The organism is Micromonospora sp. U21 (assembly GCF_018070045.1).
Classification (GTDB): domain Bacteria; phylum Actinomycetota; class Actinomycetes; order Mycobacteriales; family Micromonosporaceae; genus Micromonospora.
Genome location: NZ_JAGPYK010000014.1, coordinates 67,816 through 85,692, shown reverse-complemented (window position 1 = coordinate 85,692; position 17,877 = coordinate 67,816). Strand labels below are relative to the sequence as shown.

Below are 17,877 nucleotides of genomic sequence, written 5' to 3'. Positions count from 1 at the left end.
CCCGGACGATGATGGCCATGACCCGCATCCCAGCCGACGGAACCCACCATGGATCTCGCCCAACGTCGTGAGCTCGCCCGCAGGGCGCTCGACGGCTACGAGAATGGCCCTGACGCCACGACGCGGGCGATGACCAGGGCCCGGGCGAAGATCGCCGACGCTGCGGCCCTGGTCCTGGTCGAGGGTCTCAGCGACCAGATCGCGCTGGAAACGGCCGCGACCGGCCACGGCCGGGATCTCGAAGCGGAACGCGTCGTGATCGTGCCGATCGGCGGGGCGCACGCGATCGGCCGCTTCCTGACCGAACTCGGCCCGCGGACCGCTCAGGTGCGCCTCGCTGGCCTGTATGACGTGCGTGAGCAGGAAGTCTTCCGGCGCGCACTGGTCGCCGCCCAGGTCGGCACGCCCCGCACCCGCGCCGACATGGGGCGCCTCGGGTTTCACGTCTGCGTCGACGACCTCGAGGAGGAACTGATCCGTGCCGTCGGCGCCGCAGAGGTCGAAGGCCTGTTCGACTCGCAGGGCGATCTGGGGTCGTTCCGCTCGTTGCAGAATCAGCCCGCCTGGCGCGGCCAGGAGCCCGAGCGGCAGATGTGGCGGTTCCTGCGCAGCGGCGCACGCCGCAACCTGCGCTACGCACGACTGCTCACCGAGGCGGCGATGGGCCGGGACGCCCTGCCTCGGCCACTCGCCGCGCTGCTCGAGGCGACGAGGACCGACCGGTCCGTGGCGTGACAGAGGAATTCCTTCCGCGGCGAACGTGATGACGCGGACGCTCACCCGATCGGTGCTTCGTTCGCGCGTCATCACGTTCGTCATCGGTGGCCGGGGTGTCAGTCCTGACCGGCGGTACGGGCCGATCAGCAGGTCAGGCGGCCAGGGCGGTGGCGAGCCGGCGGGCCTCGGTCACCAGGCGGCTCGCGCCGCCGCGCGCCACCGGGTCGGCGACGGCGAGCAGGCCGGCGGCCGCCGCCGCAGGTGTGGTGAGAAACCCGGAGAAGAAACGCGGGTTGGGCGTCGGGCCACCGCAGGTCTGGAGGTCGAGGCCAGCTGCGCGCAGGGCGGACGGCTGGAGATGTCGGTATGTCTGGACGGCGTTCACGGCGCACACCGTAGGGCGACCGACCGACATCGTTCCGATCAGCATGCAACGGTGCCCGATGGCGGGACCTCAGACGGTGATGACGACCTTCGCCCGCGCGTGCTCACCTTCGAGGTATCGCATGGCCTGGGGCACCTCGTGGAGCGGATAGGTTCGGTCGATGACCGGGGTGAGGCGGCCGGTTTCGGCGTGGGCGCGGAGCGTGTCGAGGTGCTGCCGGCTGGGCGCCGTCGTGAGTACGACGATGCGGTGTCGGATGAAGGGTGCCAGCAGCCGCCCGCGCGCGATGAGCCCGATCGGTCCGATGAGGCTGCCGCCGCGGTACACGCCGCCGCCGGAGAGCACCAGCGTCCCGGTCGGGGTCAGCACCCGCCGGAGTGCGGTGAGTGAGCGGTTGCCGACCAGGTCGAACACGACGTCGTAGCGGCGGGTGTCGTGGGCGAAGTCGTCGCGGGTGTAGTCGACGACGTGGTCGGCGCCGAGGGAACGGACCAGACCGACATTGCGGGTGCTGCACACGCCGGTCACGGTCGCGCCGAGCACCTTGGCGAGTTGGACCGCCAGAGTGCCGACGCCGCCGGAGGCGCCGTTGATGAGAACGCGGTGGCCGGGCTCGACCTGCCCGGCGCCGCAGAGACCCATGAGCGCGGTGGTGCCGGCCAGCGGCAGGGCGGCCGCCTGCTGCGGCGTCAGGTTCGCCGGCTTCGCCGCGACCAGAGTCTCGGGCACGCATACATACTCCGCGAACGCGCCGTTGGCGTCGCCGAGGTCGCCGAAGACGGCATCGCCCGGCCGGACCTGTCGAACGTGGGTGCCGACGGCCTCGACCCGGCCGGCGAAATCCCGGCCACGGATGCGCGCCCGGGGCCCTGACCGGCCCAATGCCAACCGCGCCATCCGTGGATCGCCACGCATGGCGTGCCAGTCGTACGCGTTGAGCGCGGCGGCCTCCACCCGCACGAGCACTTCGTCGGCGGCCGGCACCGGCGCGTCCACGTCCGCGAGCGTGAGCGTCTCCGGCGGACCGTATCGGTCCTGGATGATCGCCTTCATCTTTCACCCCTCCCCCGGTGTACGGCGTACACCTTATGAAAGAATGTAGGTGTACGGCGTACACCTGTCAAGGGGATTATGGTTCAATCGCCCGCCGAACGATGAGGAGCGAGATGGCTGAGCAGGCCGAGACGCTGCGACGTACGCCGCTGAGCAGGGACCGGATCCTGCGCGCCGCCGTAGCGCTCGCCGACGGGGCCGGGATCGAGTCCCTCAGCATGCGCAACCTCGCTCAGGATCTGGGCGTCGTGCCGATGGCCCTCTACAAGCACGTGGCCAACAAGGACGAACTGCTCGACGGCATGATCGACGTGGTCGTCGGCGAGATCGATCCGCCCGTGCCCGACACCGATTGGAAGCACGCGGTCCGCGAGCGCATCCTCTCGGCGCGGCAGGTGCTGCAACGCCACCCCTGGGCGCCGCTCGCGATCGAGTCGCGGAACATGGCGACGCCGGCCATCCTGGCGTACCTCGACGCGATGATCGGGACGTTCCGTGCCGGCGGGTTCTCCGTCGACCTCGCGCACCACGTGATGCACGCGATGGGCAGCAGAATCCTGGGCTTCAGCCAGGAACTCTTCGACGCCTCCCGACGCGCCGGCCGGTCCGGCGCCAGCAACCCGGACCCACCGGCGGCCCTACCACCGGAGATCGCAGCCAGATTCCCGCACGTCGCGGAGATCGCCATGGCGGCGTCCCACGACGACGCGTCCGTCCTGGGGCAGGGCTGTGACGACCAGTTCGAGTTCGAGTTCGCGCTGGACCTGCTTCTGGACGGCATCGAACGGCTGCGACAGCAGGGCTGGACATCGTCACGCCGGCCTCGCTGAGACGTCAGCACGAGTAACACGCCTCGTGCCGCCGCTCACCGCCGCTGACCTGGCCTGAGCCGCGGCCGCGTCGGTGAGACGTTCACCGGTGCCGCGAGAGCGCAAGAATTTCGGACGGCCATGTCGAGAACCGGCGACCGGCTCCGTCCCCGCACTGAACGCGATCAGAATGGGTCGCACCAGGACGAGGAGAAACACCATGGCCAAGTACCTGCTGCTCAAGCACTACCGCGGTGCCCCGGCTGCGGTCAACGACGTGCCCATGGCCCAGTGGACGCCGGAGGAGATCTCGGCCCACGTGCAGTACATGCGCGACTTCGCGGCCCGGCTCGAGGGGACCGGCGAGTTCGTCGACGGTCAGGCGCTCGCCCCCGAGGGGACGTTCGTCCGGTACGACGGCGAGGGTCGCCCGCCGGTCACCGACGGCCCATTCGCCGAGACCAAGGACCTCATCGCCGGCTGGATGGTGATCGACGTCGACAGCTACGAGCGCGCCGTCGAGCTGGCCGGGGAGCTGTCGGCGGCCCCCGGGGCGGGCGGGAAGCCGATCCACGAGTGGCTCGAGCTGCGCCCGTTCCTGGCCGAGCCGCCCACCATCACGGAGTGACCTCCCAGATGAACGAGGCCCTGCTCCGGAGCCTCACGCCGAGCGTGCTCGGGATCCTCGTCCGCCGCGGAGCCGACTTCGCGGCGGGCGAGGACGCCGTGCAGGACGCGCTGGTCGAGGCGGTCCGTGTCTGGCCGGCCGATCCGCCGCGGGACCCGAAGGGCTGGCTGGTCACCGTGGCCTGGCGCCGGTTCCTCGACGCGACCCGGGCGGACGCCTCCCGCCGCCGGCGGGAGGATCTCGTCGACGAGGAGCCGGCGCCCGGGCCCACGCCCGCGGTGGACGACACGCTCCAGCTCTACTTCCTGTGCGCCCACCCGTCGCTGACGCCGTCGTCCGCGGTCGCGCTCACGCTGCGCGCCGTCGGCGGGCTGACAACCCGCCAGATCGCCCAGGCCTACCTGGTGCCCGAGGCGACCATGGCGCAGCGCATCAGCCGAGCCAAGCGCACCGTCTCCGGCGTGCGGTTCGACCAGCCTGGTGACGTCGCCACCGTGCTGCGTGTCCTCTACCTGGTCTTCAACGAGGGCTACTCCGGCGACGTCGACCTCGCCGCCGAGGCCATCCGGCTCACCCGGCAGCTCGCGGCCGCGATCGATCACCCCGAGGTCGCGGGGCTGCTCGCCCTCATGCTGCTCCACCACGCCCGGCGCGCCACCCGGACCGCGCCCGACGGCAGCCTGGTGCCGCTCGCCCAACAGGACCGCGGCCGATGGGACACCAGGTCGATCGCCGAGGGCGTCGAGATCCTGCAGACGGCCCTCGCCCGTGACCGGCTGGGCGAGTTCCAGGCCCAGGCCGCCATCGCGGCCCTGCACGCTGACGCACCCACCGCCGAGAAGACTGACTGGGTGCAGATCGTCGAGTGGTACGACGAGCTCGCGCGTTTGACCGGCAGCCCGGTCGTCCGGCTCAACCGCGCAGTGGCCGTCGGCGAGGCCGACGGACCGCGTGCCGGTCTGGCGGCGCTCGCGGCGCTGAACGACGCACTCCCCCGTCACACGGCGGTGGCGGCGTACCTCCACGAACGCGACGGCGACCTGGACAGGGCGGCACGGCTGTACGTCGAGGCGGCCCAGAAGGCCCCGAACCTCGCCGAGCGCGACCACCTGACGCGCCAGGCCGCCCGCCTCAACGCCCGCCGGTGTCGCTGACGGGCGCCTGCCTCCTGGGTTCGTCGTCATGTGCCTGCCTGTCGTCGCTGACGACGAGGGCGATCTTGCCTCGACGGGAGCAGATGTGGCACGGCACCCCATCACCAGACGAGGGAGGTCCGACGCACTAGCATTGCCGCGGTCCGGGACGGCTCTGCTGAAACGAGGCACAATGCGTTGGCTGCGGCGGTTGCTGGGCGGCGGGCGGGTCCAGCTCGATCCTGAGCGGCAGCAGGCGCTGCTGCGGGACGTCCAGTGCCGGTACGGCGCGCACGCGCGGATCCGGTTTCCCGAGCAGGTCGAGGCGGTCACCGCCATGTTGAACGGCGACGACGGCCTGGTGGTGGCCGCCCGGATCGTGAGCCTGGTCGCCGACGAGGCCCACGCGGACCTACAGGCCCAGGCCCACGAGATTCACCGACGTACGGGCCGGCGGCTCCTGGTGCACCGCCGGAACTACCGGCCGCTGTGGAGGGAGGCCGGCCCGGCCCTGCGGTGGCCACTGTTCGCGTTGCCGTGCGGCTTCCACCCGTACGCGCAGGTGGCCGCCGCCGTCACGGTGGTCGGCACCCAGGCGACGCGGCTCCACCGGGTGACCGACCCGACCCCCCTCCTGACCCGCGTGTTCGAGGTGCTTGACCTCACCACTGCCGGCTGGGAGTACGGCCGGGTGCGGGTGGACACCGACGCCGCCGCCCTGGCCGATCGACTGATCTCGAGTGCCGGGCAGGTCCTCGCGGCCATGGACGACCCGCCCCGGCTGCCACCTCCGGTCCGTGAGCTGATGCGCCGCAACAACACCCTCGGCGTGCACGATCCAACCGGCCCTCGGGCGGTAGGCGGGATCAACCTGGGCGCGAGGATGCGCGAGCGTCTCCTGGTCTGAGGACACCGCGGCCGGACCGATCCGCCCGGAGACCTCAGTCCCCGGTGGGCCCGGCAGCCTCGACGATCGAGACGGGAGTGCCAAGTTCGACGGTACGGGAGACCGTGCAGAGCCGTTCGTGCGACTGCTGGAGCGAACGGGGCAGCGCCTCGCGCGCCCTGTCGCCGTCCGCGCCCATCGGAAACGTCACGGTGAACTCGACCCTGAGATTCTGCATCCGGTTTCCTCCGGCCTCGTCCCGGATCTTGTCGCCAGAGACTTCGACGGAGAACCGGGTCGGCTCGGCGCGCCGGCTGGTGATGTGGTCCACGTCTATCGCGGTGCAGCCACCGATGGCGGCCAGGAGCAGTTCCACCGGCGTAAAGCTGGCGTCCTCGCCCGTGCCCATCGACATCTCTCCGCCGCGGACGTTCCGCGCGACGTAGTTCCCCACGCTGGTGCGCTCGATTTCCACCGAGCGGAAGGTGTCATCACTCATGACAGGAAACTACCCAGGCCTCCTGGCGCCGCCTGCTGCGGGTGGCCCGTGCCGCGCATCGGGTGCGGCGCAGCGCGTAGAACGACGCCTCATCCCCGACAGGGCGTCAGACGTCGGCCTCGAGGGCGAAGGTGTTGCCGTCCGGATCCTGGAACCACGCGATACGTCCGCCGCCGGCCCGAGCGGTGATCCCCCTGGCGTCGTGTTCGAACTGCTCGTAGCGAGTGAACTCGACGCCGGACGAGACGAGCTCGTCGACGATCTGGTCGATGTCGTCGACGTACCACGTCGCCAGTGTCGCCGAGGACTTTCCGGCAGTGCCCGACTGGTACACGTTCAGCGCCGGCCCGCCACCAGAACCGTAGACGCGGCTGCCGTCGGCAATGGTGGCGCTGGGGCCGGACCGCAGCACCTGTAGGCCCAGTTTGCCCTCGTAGAACGCGACCGCCTTTCGGATGTCGGACACGGCGACCGAGGTTCTGAGGTGATACCTGTTCAAGGGCATGAACCACCTTCTCACAGGCGAGCAGCGGGCCTGCGGACTTGACCCTGGTGCTGCGTCAACCCTCCATGCTGACCGTCATGAGCGACCGGTTCGAGGTGCAGCACGTACCGGCCGACAACGAAGCCGAGGAGATGGGCGGCGCCAGCTCCACGGGGCGGTGCCCGGTGAGCCCGCCCCGCCGCTGCTCGACGGGGCGGGCTCAACCGGTAGCGGGCCGGGTCAGCTGTTCAGCGTGGCGAGCAGGGCGTTGGCCATGCCCTGCTCGCCGCGGGCGTTCGGGTGGAACGGGGCGGCCGAATTCTGTGGCACCAGTCCCTCGACCCACCGGGTACCGCTGCCCTTGCACGCGTCGCGGCCGATCGACGGGGTGTAGACGTCGGCGTAGGTGGCGCCGTGTGCGGTCGCGGTGCTGGCCAGCATCGCGTTGAGCGACTTTTCGATGCCGCGCAGGTACGGCACGTCCTGATAGGCGATCGGGACGACGGGCCAGCAGCCGTACCCGGTGTCCGGCAGGATCGCCGGGTACCCGAGCACCACGACCCGCGCGCCCGGCGCGGCCTGGCGGACCGCCTGCAGCACGGCGGTCACCTTCGGCACGGTGGCGGCGATCCGGGCCTGCAACTGGTCGGTGCCTCCGGCGGTGTACCGGTTCTTGCACGGCGATCCGAGGGGGCTGCTGAGGCTTGCCTCCGCACAGGCGCTGATGATCCCGGAGAAGCCGATGTCGTTGCCGCCGATCTGCACCGTCACCAGTGCCGTGTTCGACGTGACCGCGCTGAGCTGCGGTGGCACCATGATGCCCAACTGGCCGCTGCCACCGTAGAGGATGTCGTCCGTGGTGGCGCCGGAGCAGCTCACGTCGGCGAACGACGACGAGCCGGCGGACGCGGCCACCAGCGAAGGGTAGTTGCGGTTGGACCGTAGGCAGTTCAGGTCGATCTGGGCGGGGATCAGCGGACCGGCGGTGTACGAGTCGCCCAGTGCAGCGTAGCGGCCGGCGGGAACGGCGGCGCTGGCTGGTGTGGCGACGGTGAGCAGCACGGCGGCGGTGGCCACGGCGAGTGCGGCCAATCGGGTGGCTGCCCGCAGGAGCGGCAGGCGGGGACGGGTCATGGCGCCTCCCAGGGGGATCACGGTGGCGGTGGTGCCGAGATCCTGCCCTTGCCAGCGCCAGACGTCAATATAGATAGACCTCATTAAATGCTGGTCCGGGGTGTGGATTGGGGGATGCACGCGACGCGCGAGATCGCCGAAACGCCATCCGCACTACTCTCCCGGCCATGACTTCGATCTCACCCGATCGGCGCGGCGTCGACTCCGCCCTGGACCCCTCGGCGGAGCAGATCCGGGACATGGTCGCCCGCGCTGTCGACTGGGTCGCCGGCTACCACGACTCCATCCGTGACCTGCCCATAGCCCCGCGAACCTCCGCCGCCGCGCTGAAGGATCTGCTCGCCGAGCCGCTGCCCGTCGAGGGCCGGGCCTTCGCCGACCTGCTCCGGGTCTTCCGCGAGGTGGTCGTACCCGGCACCCGGCACAACGGGCACCCCCGCTTCTTCGGGTATGTCTCGGCCCCCGGTACCGCCGTCGCCGCGGTGGCCGACCTCCTCGCGTCGACGCTGAACGCGAACCTCACCGCGTGGCGTTCGGCACCGGCTCCCGCCGAGCTGGAGCACGTGGTCATCGACTGGATCAAGGAGGCCCTCGGCTGCGACCCGGGCGCCGGTGGCCTGCTCACGAGTGGTGGCTCGATGGCCAACTTCACCGCCCTCGCCGCCGCCCGACACCGCCACTGCGGCGACACGGTCGCCACCCACGGCATGGCCGCCCACCCGGCGCCGCTGCGCGTCTACGCGTCCACCGAGACCCACCACTCGATCCACAAGGCCGCCGCACTGCTCGGCATCGGGCGGACCAACGTCCGCGAGATCCAGGTGGACGCATCCTTCCGGATGGACGTCGACGCCCTCGTCCGCGCCATCGAGGAAGACCGGACCGCCGGGGCGGAACCGTTCTGCGTAGTGGCGAACGCGGGCACCGTCGTCACCGGCGCGGTCGACCCGCTCGCCGACATAGCGGCGGTCGCGCGGGAGTACGGGCTGTGGATGCACGTCGACGCCTGCTATGGCGGCTTCGCACGGCTCGCCCCCTCGACCCGTCCGCTCTTCGACGGCTTGTCGGAGGCCGACTCGATCGCCCTCGACCCACACAAATGGCTCTACCTGCCCGCAGACTGCGGCTGCCTCATCTACCGCGACCCCGAGGCGGCGCGGCCCGCCTTCAGCTTGGACGCCGACTACACCAGGGTCATGCAGACCGAAGCGGCCGAGGCCTTCGCCTTCTGGGACTACGGCCCGGACCTGTCCCGGCGTTTCCGGGCGCTCAAGGTCTGGATGACGCTGGCACACGCCGGGTCGGGAGCGGTCGGCGACGCGATCGAGAGCAACATCGACTGCGCCCGTCACCTGGCCGAGCTCGTCGACGGCAGCGACGACTTCGAGTTGCTCGCGCCGGTCGAACTCTCCATCTTCTGCTTCCGCTACCTGCCGCCGAGCGCACAAACCGGCTCGCGGTCGCAGACCGATGAGGAGCAACTCGACCGCCTCAACGAACGAATCATGGTGGTACTGCAGCAGGGTGGCAGCTCGTACCTGTCGAACGCGACCATCAACGGCCGCTTCGCGCTGCGCGGGTGCGTGCTCAACTACCGGACCACCCGACGCGACATGCAGATCCTGCTCGACGACGTACGCCGGGCTGCCGATCAGGTGGTCGAGGAGACTGTCGAGGGTCGGCGTATGCAGCAGATGCACCGGGCCGGCGACCTCTAGCGGCGGCAGCGCCACACCAGCGGCCGGTACGCCTGCTTCTCGTAGACGGCACCGACCACGGTCAGACCGTCGTCGCTGATCCCGTTGGCCGTGTACGTGCCCGCCTCGGTGGCCCGGACCTCGGGCGGGCCCGGCAATCGGCGGGACGTGCCGTCCGGGGCGACGACCAGCGGCGCACCGTCGCCGACCAGCAGGTCGCCGTTTCCGGCGATCCCGGTCGCCCCCGGGAACGGCAGCAGGCTCGCCGCCCCGGTGGTGAGGTTCCAACGTACGGGCAGCATCTGTGTGCCACCGCCCTGCTGGCGGCCGGGAACCATGCCGATCGCCCATTCGCCGTGGGCCGAGTCGACCGAGGCGCGCGGGTAGCCGTCGGGCACGGCCAGCGCCACCCCGGTGCCCTGCGGCGTCCACCGGTAGGGCAGTTGGCCCATCGCGCCGACGACCGTGCCGTCCTCGGTGATCCCGGTCGCGGCGGATCCGGGCTGGCCAACCAGCCGGTACTCCTGCGGGCGGTCCGCCGACCACAGCACGGCGTGGTGCGAGTCGCCGGCTCCGCTGGCGGTGCCGGCGATGTCGCCCCGGCCGTTGATCGCGTGCACGAGGACCGCTTGGTAGCCGCGCGGGGTGGCCAGGAAGCGCAGCCTCCCATCCCGGTACACCCAGCCGGTGCCGTCGCCATTGGTGCCGACCACGTCGCCGCCGGCGTTGACCGCGGCCGCGTGCCGCGCGCCGGCCGGCAGGACGTCTGCCCGACCGTCGGTCCACAGCACCACCCGACCGTCCTCCTGCCCCGTGCCGATGTCGCCGACGATGTACCGCCCGGTGGGGTCGACGCCGTTCGCCACGGCGACCGGACCGCCGATCGGCTTCGGCAACCACGACGCCTCGCAGGTGACCGCCGAGCGCGGGGCGGTCGACACGGTCCCGTCCGGTGACGCCGCGAGGGCCGGTGGGGCCGGAGCCGGCCGGCTGGCGCCCCCGTTGAGCTGGACGGCGCCCACGGCGCCGAGCCCGGCCATCACCGTCACCGCGGCGATCCCGCCGACGCGGCGGCGCTGGCGGCGACGCCGGCCGTCGCGGACCGCCCGGCCCACGTCGACGCGCGGCTCGGGAACCGGCGCCGATCGCAGTAGCGCGGCGATCCGCTGGTCGTCCAACGTGGTCATTTCGGACTCCTCCCGGACATCTCGGCGACGTCGAGCACCTGGCGGACCGCCGCCAGCGCCCGAGCCGTCTGGGACTTCACGTTGCCTTCGGAGCAGCCCACCGCGGCAGCCGTGTCGGCCAGCGACAGGTCGCACAGGAACCGCAGGACCAGTACGGTGCGCTGGCCGCGGGGAAGGTGGGCGAGCGCGGCGACCAGGCTGTCGCGCTCGGCCAGCTCGTCGTGCGGCGTGACCGGCCGGCGCTCCGGCTCCGGCATCGACCCCAGCAGCCGGACCTTCGCCCAGCTCAACCGCTTCTCGTCGACGAGCTTGTGGACCAGCATCCGGTGCACGTACGCGTCGACGTTGTCGGCCCGGCTGACCCGGCGCCAGTTCACGTACAGCGCCGTGATCGTCTGCTGCACCACGTCGTCGGCCAAGTGCGCGTCGCCGCACATCAGAAAGGCCGTCCGATGCAGGTTCGGCAGTCGCGCGGAGACGTACTCCACGAACTCACGCTCGGCATCCACCATCCAGGCTCCCTCCTCCGCACACCCGACGGGTCCGGACGACCGTCAGGTTGCGTCAACGCCGAAGTTCGGCGGGATGACAGATCAGCGCCCGTGACCGTGGCACCACCAACCCGCTGGAGAACGCTCTGTCACCAGCGCAGACGCCACCTCCCTCAACTGCGACTGGGCTACTGACCCGCGTTGGCGCGCAACGGGCCGTGACGGGCGACACGACGTTGCAGGCCACGCGCTGGACCCGGCTGCGGGACGTGGTGCCGCCCCTGGTGGAGCACACGCTGGGACTTCGCCCGGTCCGCGGAAACTTCCCAGAAGGTCAGAGATCATGCCAGAGGTCATCGCAGGGTTGGAGATTCCGGAGACAGCGGCGGTCGCCGAAGCGACCAGGCGCGTCCTGAAAACGACCAGCCCTCTCGTCTACCACCACTCCCGACGGGTCTTCTTCTTCGGCCTGATTCCACGCTCACACGCTTGCCTCGGCCTCGACGGACTCGATCAGGATCAGCTGGGCGAGATCCTCGCCGTCCATCCACGAGGGGACTTTCACGAACGAGTTTCTGCGAGCCCAGGTCGACGGGCTGAAGAACCGCCCGAAACCACGAACGGCACCATGAACTCCGACCTGCTCGAACACTTCATCCCCGGCTTCCGGCGCGTGACGACGGTCGAGGGTATCGTCGGTTCGCCCTGGCCGAGCTGATCGGACACCGGCGCTGAGCCCTCACAACCACCCCGTACCGACGAGCTTTCCTGGAAGGATTCGAGCATGCGAGCGATCACCGTACGAGACCGTGACGCGGGTGTCGGCGGGCTCACCCTGACCGACATGCCTTACCCCCACGCTGCGGAAAACGACGTCATCGTCCGCGTGCACGCCGCAGGCTTCACGCCCGGAGAACTCGACTGGCCGGCAACGTGGTCCGATCGCGCCGGTCGGGACCGGACACCCACCATTCCCGGGCACGAGTTGTCCGGAGTTGTGGTCGAGCTCGGCTACGGAACCACCGGCCTCAGCGTGGGCCAGCGGGTGTTCGGACTGACCGACTGGGCCCGCAACGGATCCCTGGCCGAGTACACCGCGGTGGAGGCTCGCAACCTCGCCCCCCTCGCGGCCGACATCGACCACGCCGTGGCCGCCGCGCTGCCCATCTCCGGACTGACCGCATGGCAGGGACTGTTCGACCACGCCCATCTCACGACCGGCCAGACCGTCCTCATTCACGGCGCCGCGGGCGGCGTGGGCTCGATCGCCGTTCAACTCGCGCGGGAGGTCGGCGCCCGTGTGATCGGCACCGGCCGAGCCGACGACCGTGATGTCGCGCTCGACCTCGGCGCGCATGCCTTCCTCGACCTCGGCGCTGACGATCTGCAGCGCGTCGGCGAGGTGGACGTGGTGTTCGACGTCATCGGCGGCGACATCCTGGAGCGATCGACCGACCTGGTACGACCCGGCGGCACCCTCGTCACCATCGCCATGCCACCTACCGTGCAGCCCAAGGACGGGCGGGCCATCTTCTTCGTCGTCGAACCTGATCGCGCCCGCCTGGCCGACCTCGCCCAGCGCCTCCGGACCGGACGGCTCAAAACCACCGTCGGCGCCGTGCGACCGCTTTCCGAAACGGCCGCCGCGTTCGCCCGCCACCGCCGCACACCCGGCAAGACGATCATTCAGGTCGCGGACGACCAGCACTCGTGATCCGTGTGCGAAATGCCAGCGGTGTGCTGATCGTCGGCACGGCTCGGTTACGGCGGGGTGCAGACCGCCCTGTACCACGGAGTCCCGCTGGTGGCCGCCGGTGCAAGCGAGGACAAGCCGGAGGTGGGCCCGCCGGCGAAGGTCTCGAGGCCACCGGCCATTTGGCCCAGGAGCAGAGCTAACCGGGGCGGGTGGGCATCGGGGCCCTTCTTCGGTTCGAGGACAACCGGGCGGGCGGAGTTACGTACCGAGCCAGCGGTTCAGGTACGACAGCAGCCCGCTCGGGTCGCCGCCCCCGGACCGGTAGCCAATGTGCCCGTCCGGGCGGACCAGGTACAGGGCGGCGGCGCCGCTGGCGATGCCGAGCCGGCGCAGAGCCGGAGCGGCCGCTGATCTCCCCATCGCTCCGGTGTCAGGTGTGCTGAGCCGGTGCACGGTGAGCGGATACCGATCCAGCACGGTGGTGGAGGCGGGTGGCCAGGCCTCGGGCGGCCCGCACAGGAGCAGATGCCAGCCGGGCTCGGCCGTGAGCTGGTGCAGCGTCAGCCCGCCGGCGGGCTGTGGCGCGTCAGGGAGGCGGTCCCCCGCCCGGGGTCCCTTGCGTGGGGCGCCGTGGCCCTGCGCCGACAGCGGGCTTCGCCGGTAGCCGATGCTCAACTCCGCCAACGTGCGGAAGGCGTTGGCACGCATGAACCTGGGCGCCATCACGAGGGGTATCAGCGTCGGCGCGATCCGGGTTCGGGCGAACCGGACGAGCGGACTGGTGGCGGTGGCGATGGTGAACGCCCGGTCGGTGAAGCGCAGCACCATCCGGCCGACCGGCGCGCGCTCGACCTCGTAGCTGTCCAGCAGAGCCCGGTCGCTGTTGCCGCTCAGGGTGGACGCGAGTTTCCAGCCGAGGTTGATCGCGTCCTGGATACCGGTGTTCATGCCCTGGGCACCGGCCGGGCTGTGAATGTGCGCGGCGTCGCCGGCGAGGAACACCGGCCCGGCGCGGTAGCGGGCCGCGGCGCGGTGGTGAAGCCGAAAGTTCGTCATCCACACCGGGTCGCGCAGGCGTACGCTCGCGCCGCTGAAGGAGTCGGCGAGGCGCTGGACCTCGGAGAGGGTGACGGCGGTGTCCGGCGGAGTCGGATCGGCGGGCGGCCGCATGGCGATCAGTCGCCAGCTGGCCGGTCGGCCGAGCGGGAAGAGGAACAGCATCCCGTGCTCGGAGAGGAACACGTGCGCCGTACCGCCGGAGACACCGTCGGCCTCCAGGTCGGCCAGGACGAAGGTTTGCGGGTACGAACCGCCCTCGAAACCGATCCCTGTCAGGTGGCGGACGGTGCTGTGCGCGCCATCGCAGCCCACCACGAACCGGGCCGCCACCCGCTCCTCACGGCTGTCCGTGCGTCGCAGCGTCGCCACCACGCCGTCGCCGGTGCGGTCCATCCCAACCAGCTCGACGCCGCGCTCCACGTCAACCCCCGCGGCCGCCAGATGCATGCCGAGGAGCCGCTCGGTCTCGGACTGGGAAAGGAACAACAGAAACGGAAAAGCGGTGTCCTCCATGCCCAGGTCGAACAACGGCACCGACCGCTCCCGGCCCCGCGCGTGCAGGCACATCCGCACTGCCGGATTGCCCGCCGCCACCAGGTCATCTGTCACGCCGAGACCCTTGAGGACTTCGAGGGTACGAGGCTGGATCGCCAGCGCTCGGGACTCGTGAATCCGGTCCCGGGCACGGTCAACGAGACGAACCTGCACACCGAAGGCCGCCAGCTGCCGGGCCAGAGCCAGGCCCGTCGGCCCCGCCCCGACCACCAACACCTCGACCGATGTCATCGGCCGAGGTTACGCCGGAAGCCGGCCGAGGTCATGAGGGAACGTGCACGAAGGAGCATCGCGGTTGCGCACGGCAGGGACCATCGGCGCCGGGTGCACACGTTCAGCGATCGACCGTGCGACGCCGGTGCCGCCGGGAGGTGCTGGAGTACGTGCCCGGCCACGAGGTCGCCCACACAGTCCTGGTCCGGGATGTGCGTTCCGTCCGTGGCCTTGTCGCCTCCGCTGCGGCAAGAGCGCGCGGCTGGCGGGCGACGAGGCTACCGGCTGGTGGACTCCAGCTGGTCGAAGGCCAAGCTCCACCAGGACTCCGGGTCGGCGAACGCGGACGAGTCGACGTTCATCAGGTCGGCGCGGATCGCGGCCGCGCGGGCTGCGCGGGCCCGGCCGCCCGGGTCGGTCGCGATGAGCTGCCCGAGCCGGTAGAGGAACTCGACGAACGCCGCGAACGTCCCGTTGACCGACTCGAAGTTGGGCGTCTCCAGGTCCAACAGCACGACGGCTCCGGTCAGCGCGTCGAGGCAGAAGAGCAGCTGTGGGTCCTCGGGCGAGCTGCCGAGGACGATGTAGATGCGGGGGCCGGCGTCGCCGATCTCGATATTCAGCTTGGAGAACAGCTCCATGCCGGAGACGTTGACGTCGACCGTGAACAGGATCGGCACGTCGAGCGGGATGGCCCCGAACGGCGGGAAGACCTCCGGCCTCAGCGGCCCGAGGACGTCGTCGAACCGGTCGAGCGGGAAATAGATCATCCCGTCGGCGCCCCAGAGCGCGGTCAGCTCCTCGTGTGTCGCGGTCAATCGTCCGCCTCCTCGTCTTCGTCGTCGGAGGTGGTCAGACCGTGCTCGTCGAGGAAGCCCCACCACTCGTCGTCGTTGAAGCCGATCTCACCGTACCCGGCGCCGAAGACGTAGTAGGCGAGGAACGAGTCGAGGTCCGGCGCGACGTCGAGGAACAGCTCGCGCATGAACCACTCGTCGGTGGTCTCCGCCGGGAAGTACCAGACCGCGCCGGTGTCGCGCCGGATCAGCAGCGGCTCGTCGTTCAGCGTGCCGACGACCAGCCACTCGGCCGGTTCGTCTGCGACGCCGGTGAACTCGGGCATCTGCTCGATGTAGTACTGGATGTCGTCCAGGTCCGCGACCGCGGGCAGGTCGAACGCGCCGGCCAGGATGCCGTTGGCGGTTTCCAGCAGCTCCCGGACCGGCTGCGGCAGATCGGCCGGGATCTTGTCGGCCGGGGCGCCCTCGTTGATCTGGGCCCAGGCCAGCGTCGCGGGCTGGCCCGCCTCCAGGTCGGTACGCAGCTCCGCGATGAGCTCCCGCAGCTCCGGATTCAATCCACTACCTCTATTCGGATCGGTGTGCCGTCGGGCAGTTTCTTGATCTGTTGCCAGATCTGCCCGCCGACATCCCAGTTCGTTCTGCCGTGCAGGAGCTTCAGATTACTAACGTCGTCCGCGCCGCCGAGTTGCAGCTCCCACACATGGTCGGGCTGCTGCTTACGCAGCCGGGCGGCGAGCTTGTTCGCCATCGCCTTGTCGTGAGGCCAGTACTTGTCGAAGATCTTCTGCCGGATGCGCTTCTTGTAGTCGGCCGTGATCTTCTTGTCCCGGGCGACCGGGTTCGCCTGCTTGAACAGCTTGCCCTCGTCGCTGAGCTTTTTCAGCGCGTTCATCTTGCGGTCGAACTGGCCGCGCGCGTGGAACGACCTGCGCTGCACCTTGATGGTGACCTCGGGCAGGTCGTTGTTGCGCACCACCGGCCTGGCGGCGGCCTTCTTCACCGCCGCGCGGACGCCCTTACCAACCTTCGGCTTGGCCGCGTTGCCGCGTTGCTTCGAGCTCTTCGGCGCCCTGCTAGGCATCGAGGAGCTCCTGGATCACCTGGTCGATCAGCAGACCGACGATCTCCCGCGTGATCATCTGGAAGATCGGAATCTCGGCCAGCGACGCGCCGAACGTGACGACCGCGGTGGCGATCGCCTGCGCCACCTGGAACGCGAGGATCGCCAGCTGCACGATCACCTGGATCTTCAGGGCGAGCACGATCGCGGCGGCGATGATCAGCCCGGTGCCGATCAGCATCGCGGCCTGGGAGTAGTCCGGCAGCATGCCGGGACCGTTCTCCGGGTTGGCCCACCACTTCTGGAACGCCTGCATCGACTCGCCGTGGTGCTGCGACCAGACCGCGGCCGCGGCCGAGCCGGCCTCGCCGGAGGCCCCGGCGACCGTGCCGGAGAAGTCGAGCCAGGCCTGGGCCATCTCGAACAGCTTCTCCTCATCGGCCTCGGGCCAGGTGAAGCCGATCCAGCCGAGTGCGGTGATCAGCTCACCCGGCAGCTGAAGTCCCATGCCGTCACCCCAGCATTCCCTGGATGCCCCGCAGCGCGTTCGCGGAGGCTTCCTCGACCAGCTCGTAGTTGTCGGCCATCCGCGTCAGGTCGCTACCGGCCGATCCAATCTCCTCGGCGGCCACGCCGATGCAGTCCAGGACCCAGGTGGAGGCCTCCGCGTAGGCGATGCCGATCAGCGAGCCGATGTCGTCGGCGCCCCACGGCTCGCCGTACCCCTCCATCTGCGCCTCGAAGCTCTCCAGCTGCCCGATGAAGCGCTCGGCGGCGCCGATGACCTCGTCACCGCCGGAACGCAGCAGCGCGGGCTCGACCTCGAAGCCGCTCACCGGGCACCTCCCCGGGCCACCCGCTCCTGCGCGTCCGTGAGCGCCTGCAGGAAGGCGCCGAGCCGCGGCACGGCCGTGTCACGGACCTGCTCGAGCTGCTCGGTGAGCTGCGAGAGGTCGCCGGGCGCCGGCGCCGGACCGGCGCCGCGCATCGAGTCGATCGCCGCGTTCACGGCCGCGATCACGTGGTCGCAGACCTCGGCCGAGCCGAGCCGCATCATCCGCGGGTCCAGCGTCAGCGACTCCAGCCGGCCATCAACGCCAAACTCGGCGCGGACCTGCCCCTCCGCGGACTCACCGATCCGGCGCAGGCGCGCGGTCTCCTCGTCCTCCGGCGCCGTGCCGGTGGCGCGCAACGCGCCAACCGTCGCGTCCAGCATGCGAGCGAACTCCCCGCTCGCCGGTTCATTCATCGACATGCGCACTCCTCCGACGGCGTCCGGAACACGGAAGATCGTAGTCAGACCGGGCGAACGGCGTGGTCCCGTGAGGGGGACGCCACACGCTCATCGAGCGCTTCCAACAGGCGAATTTGAGAGCTCATATAGTCAT

At 70.5% G+C, this 17,877-nt stretch carries 22 protein-coding genes; 8 read left to right on the top strand and 14 right to left on the bottom strand.

The window, feature by feature from the left end:
• Window positions 1-48 precede the first annotated feature (48 nt).
• Window positions 49-735 (top strand): TOPRIM nucleotidyl transferase/hydrolase domain-containing protein, encoded by a 687-nt coding sequence (locus KBX63_RS19460; RefSeq protein WP_210912681.1) that lies wholly within the window; start codon window positions 49-51, stop codon window positions 733-735.
• 133 nt (window positions 736-868) lie between these two features.
• Here KBX63_RS19460 and KBX63_RS19455 read toward each other — a convergent pair whose 3' ends face one another.
• Both KBX63_RS19455 and KBX63_RS19450 read right to left on the bottom strand, forming a co-directional pair.
• On the bottom strand, window positions 869-1,102 hold the full coding sequence (locus KBX63_RS19455; protein ID WP_247662695.1) for a hypothetical protein: 234 nt from the start codon (window positions 1,100-1,102) through the stop codon (window positions 869-871).
• A gap of 69 nt (window positions 1,103-1,171) precedes the next feature.
• Window positions 1,172-2,155 (bottom strand): NAD(P)-dependent alcohol dehydrogenase, encoded by a 984-nt coding sequence (locus KBX63_RS19450; RefSeq protein WP_210912679.1) that lies wholly within the window; start codon window positions 2,153-2,155, stop codon window positions 1,172-1,174.
• 113 nt (window positions 2,156-2,268) lie between these two features.
• On the opposite strand from KBX63_RS19450, the gene KBX63_RS19445 reads away from it, so the two are divergent.
• The 4 genes from KBX63_RS19445 to KBX63_RS19430 all read left to right on the top strand — a co-directional run bounded on the left by KBX63_RS19445 (window position 2,269) and on the right by KBX63_RS19430 (window position 5,632).
• Window positions 2,269-2,985, top strand: coding sequence for a TetR/AcrR family transcriptional regulator (locus KBX63_RS19445; RefSeq protein WP_210912677.1), 717 nt, complete (start codon window positions 2,269-2,271; stop codon window positions 2,983-2,985).
• Window positions 2,986-3,184: 199 nt separating this feature from the next.
• A complete protein-coding gene (locus KBX63_RS19440; protein WP_210912675.1) occupies window positions 3,185-3,592 on the top strand; it encodes a YciI family protein in 408 nt (135 codons plus the stop codon).
• An 8-nt stretch (window positions 3,593-3,600) separates the two neighbouring features.
• Window positions 3,601-4,746 (top strand): RNA polymerase sigma factor, encoded by a 1,146-nt coding sequence (locus KBX63_RS19435; RefSeq protein WP_210912823.1) that lies wholly within the window; start codon window positions 3,601-3,603, stop codon window positions 4,744-4,746.
• Window positions 4,747-4,918: 172 nt separating this feature from the next.
• Window positions 4,919-5,632: a hypothetical protein gene (locus tag KBX63_RS19430; RefSeq protein WP_210912674.1), complete on the top strand. Its 714-nt coding sequence runs from the start codon at window positions 4,919-4,921 to the stop codon at window positions 5,630-5,632.
• A 34-nt stretch (window positions 5,633-5,666) separates the two neighbouring features.
• Here KBX63_RS19430 and KBX63_RS19425 read toward each other — a convergent pair whose 3' ends face one another.
• The 3 genes from KBX63_RS19425 to KBX63_RS19415 form a co-directional block, all read right to left on the bottom strand.
• On the bottom strand, window positions 5,667-6,110 hold the full coding sequence (locus KBX63_RS19425) for an OsmC family protein (protein WP_210912672.1): 444 nt from the start codon (window positions 6,108-6,110) through the stop codon (window positions 5,667-5,669).
• Window positions 6,111-6,216: 106 nt separating this feature from the next.
• Window positions 6,217-6,576 (bottom strand): VOC family protein, encoded by a 360-nt coding sequence (locus KBX63_RS19420; protein ID WP_307871765.1) that lies wholly within the window; start codon window positions 6,574-6,576, stop codon window positions 6,217-6,219.
• A gap of 258 nt (window positions 6,577-6,834) precedes the next feature.
• The gene (locus tag KBX63_RS19415; protein WP_210912668.1) at window positions 6,835-7,728 is read right to left on the bottom strand and encodes an SGNH/GDSL hydrolase family protein; all 894 of its coding nucleotides are present in this window, start codon (window positions 7,726-7,728) and stop codon (window positions 6,835-6,837) included.
• Window positions 7,729-7,895: 167 nt separating this feature from the next.
• Between KBX63_RS19415 and KBX63_RS19410 the strand changes: the two genes are divergently transcribed.
• Entirely contained in the window at window positions 7,896-9,446 is a 1,551-nt protein-coding gene (locus tag KBX63_RS19410; RefSeq protein WP_210912666.1) for an aminotransferase class I/II-fold pyridoxal phosphate-dependent enzyme, read from the top strand.
• Here KBX63_RS19410 and KBX63_RS19405 read toward each other — a convergent pair.
• Both KBX63_RS19405 and KBX63_RS19400 read right to left on the bottom strand, forming a co-directional pair.
• The gene (locus tag KBX63_RS19405; RefSeq protein ID WP_210912664.1) at window positions 9,443-10,612 is read right to left on the bottom strand and encodes a hypothetical protein; all 1,170 of its coding nucleotides are present in this window, start codon (window positions 10,610-10,612) and stop codon (window positions 9,443-9,445) included. The two genes, KBX63_RS19410 and KBX63_RS19405, sit on opposite strands and share 4 nt — an antisense overlap.
• Complete coding sequence (locus KBX63_RS19400; protein ID WP_210912663.1) at window positions 10,609-11,124, bottom strand: SigE family RNA polymerase sigma factor; 516 nt, start codon at window positions 11,122-11,124, stop codon at window positions 10,609-10,611. The genes KBX63_RS19405 and KBX63_RS19400 overlap by 4 nt, the downstream gene beginning before the upstream one ends.
• Before the next feature lie 322 nt (window positions 11,125-11,446).
• On the opposite strand from KBX63_RS19400, the gene KBX63_RS19395 reads away from it, so the two are divergent.
• Both KBX63_RS19395 and KBX63_RS19390 read left to right on the top strand, forming a co-directional pair.
• Entirely contained in the window at window positions 11,447-11,821 is a 375-nt protein-coding gene (locus tag KBX63_RS19395; RefSeq protein WP_247662694.1) for a hypothetical protein, read from the top strand.
• 66 nt (window positions 11,822-11,887) lie between these two features.
• On the top strand, window positions 11,888-12,817 hold the full coding sequence (locus KBX63_RS19390) for an NADP-dependent oxidoreductase (protein ID WP_210912661.1): 930 nt from the start codon (window positions 11,888-11,890) through the stop codon (window positions 12,815-12,817).
• Between the two features lie 240 nt (window positions 12,818-13,057).
• On the opposite strand, the gene KBX63_RS19385 is transcribed toward KBX63_RS19390, so the two are convergent.
• The 7 genes from KBX63_RS19385 to KBX63_RS19355 form a co-directional block, all read right to left on the bottom strand.
• Window positions 13,058-14,644, bottom strand: a complete 1,587-nt coding sequence (locus tag KBX63_RS19385) for an FAD-dependent monooxygenase (protein WP_210912659.1) — start codon at window positions 14,642-14,644, stop codon at window positions 13,058-13,060.
• Between the two features lie 260 nt (window positions 14,645-14,904).
• On the bottom strand, window positions 14,905-15,444 hold the full coding sequence (locus KBX63_RS19380; protein ID WP_210912657.1) for an SUKH-4 family immunity protein: 540 nt from the start codon (window positions 15,442-15,444) through the stop codon (window positions 14,905-14,907).
• Window positions 15,441-15,983, bottom strand: coding sequence for an SUKH-4 family immunity protein (locus tag KBX63_RS19375; protein ID WP_210912656.1), 543 nt, complete (start codon window positions 15,981-15,983; stop codon window positions 15,441-15,443). Before KBX63_RS19375 ends, KBX63_RS19380 begins: the two co-directional genes overlap by 4 nt.
• Window positions 15,980-16,510 carry an endonuclease gene (locus KBX63_RS19370; RefSeq protein WP_210912655.1) on the bottom strand — a complete coding sequence of 177 codons (531 nt, stop codon included), beginning with the start codon at window positions 16,508-16,510 and terminating at the stop codon, window positions 15,980-15,982. Before KBX63_RS19370 ends, KBX63_RS19375 begins: the two co-directional genes overlap by 4 nt.
• Window positions 16,503-16,997 (bottom strand): hypothetical protein, encoded by a 495-nt coding sequence (locus tag KBX63_RS19365; protein WP_210912654.1) that lies wholly within the window; start codon window positions 16,995-16,997, stop codon window positions 16,503-16,505. The genes KBX63_RS19370 and KBX63_RS19365 overlap by 8 nt, the downstream gene beginning before the upstream one ends.
• Before the next feature lie 4 nt (window positions 16,998-17,001).
• Window positions 17,002-17,325, bottom strand: a complete 324-nt coding sequence (locus tag KBX63_RS19360) for a hypothetical protein (protein ID WP_210912653.1) — start codon at window positions 17,323-17,325, stop codon at window positions 17,002-17,004.
• Window positions 17,322-17,744, bottom strand: a complete 423-nt coding sequence (locus tag KBX63_RS19355) for a YbaB/EbfC family nucleoid-associated protein (RefSeq protein ID WP_210912646.1) — start codon at window positions 17,742-17,744, stop codon at window positions 17,322-17,324. The genes KBX63_RS19360 and KBX63_RS19355 overlap by 4 nt, the downstream gene beginning before the upstream one ends.
• Window positions 17,745-17,877: the final 133 nt, after the last annotated feature.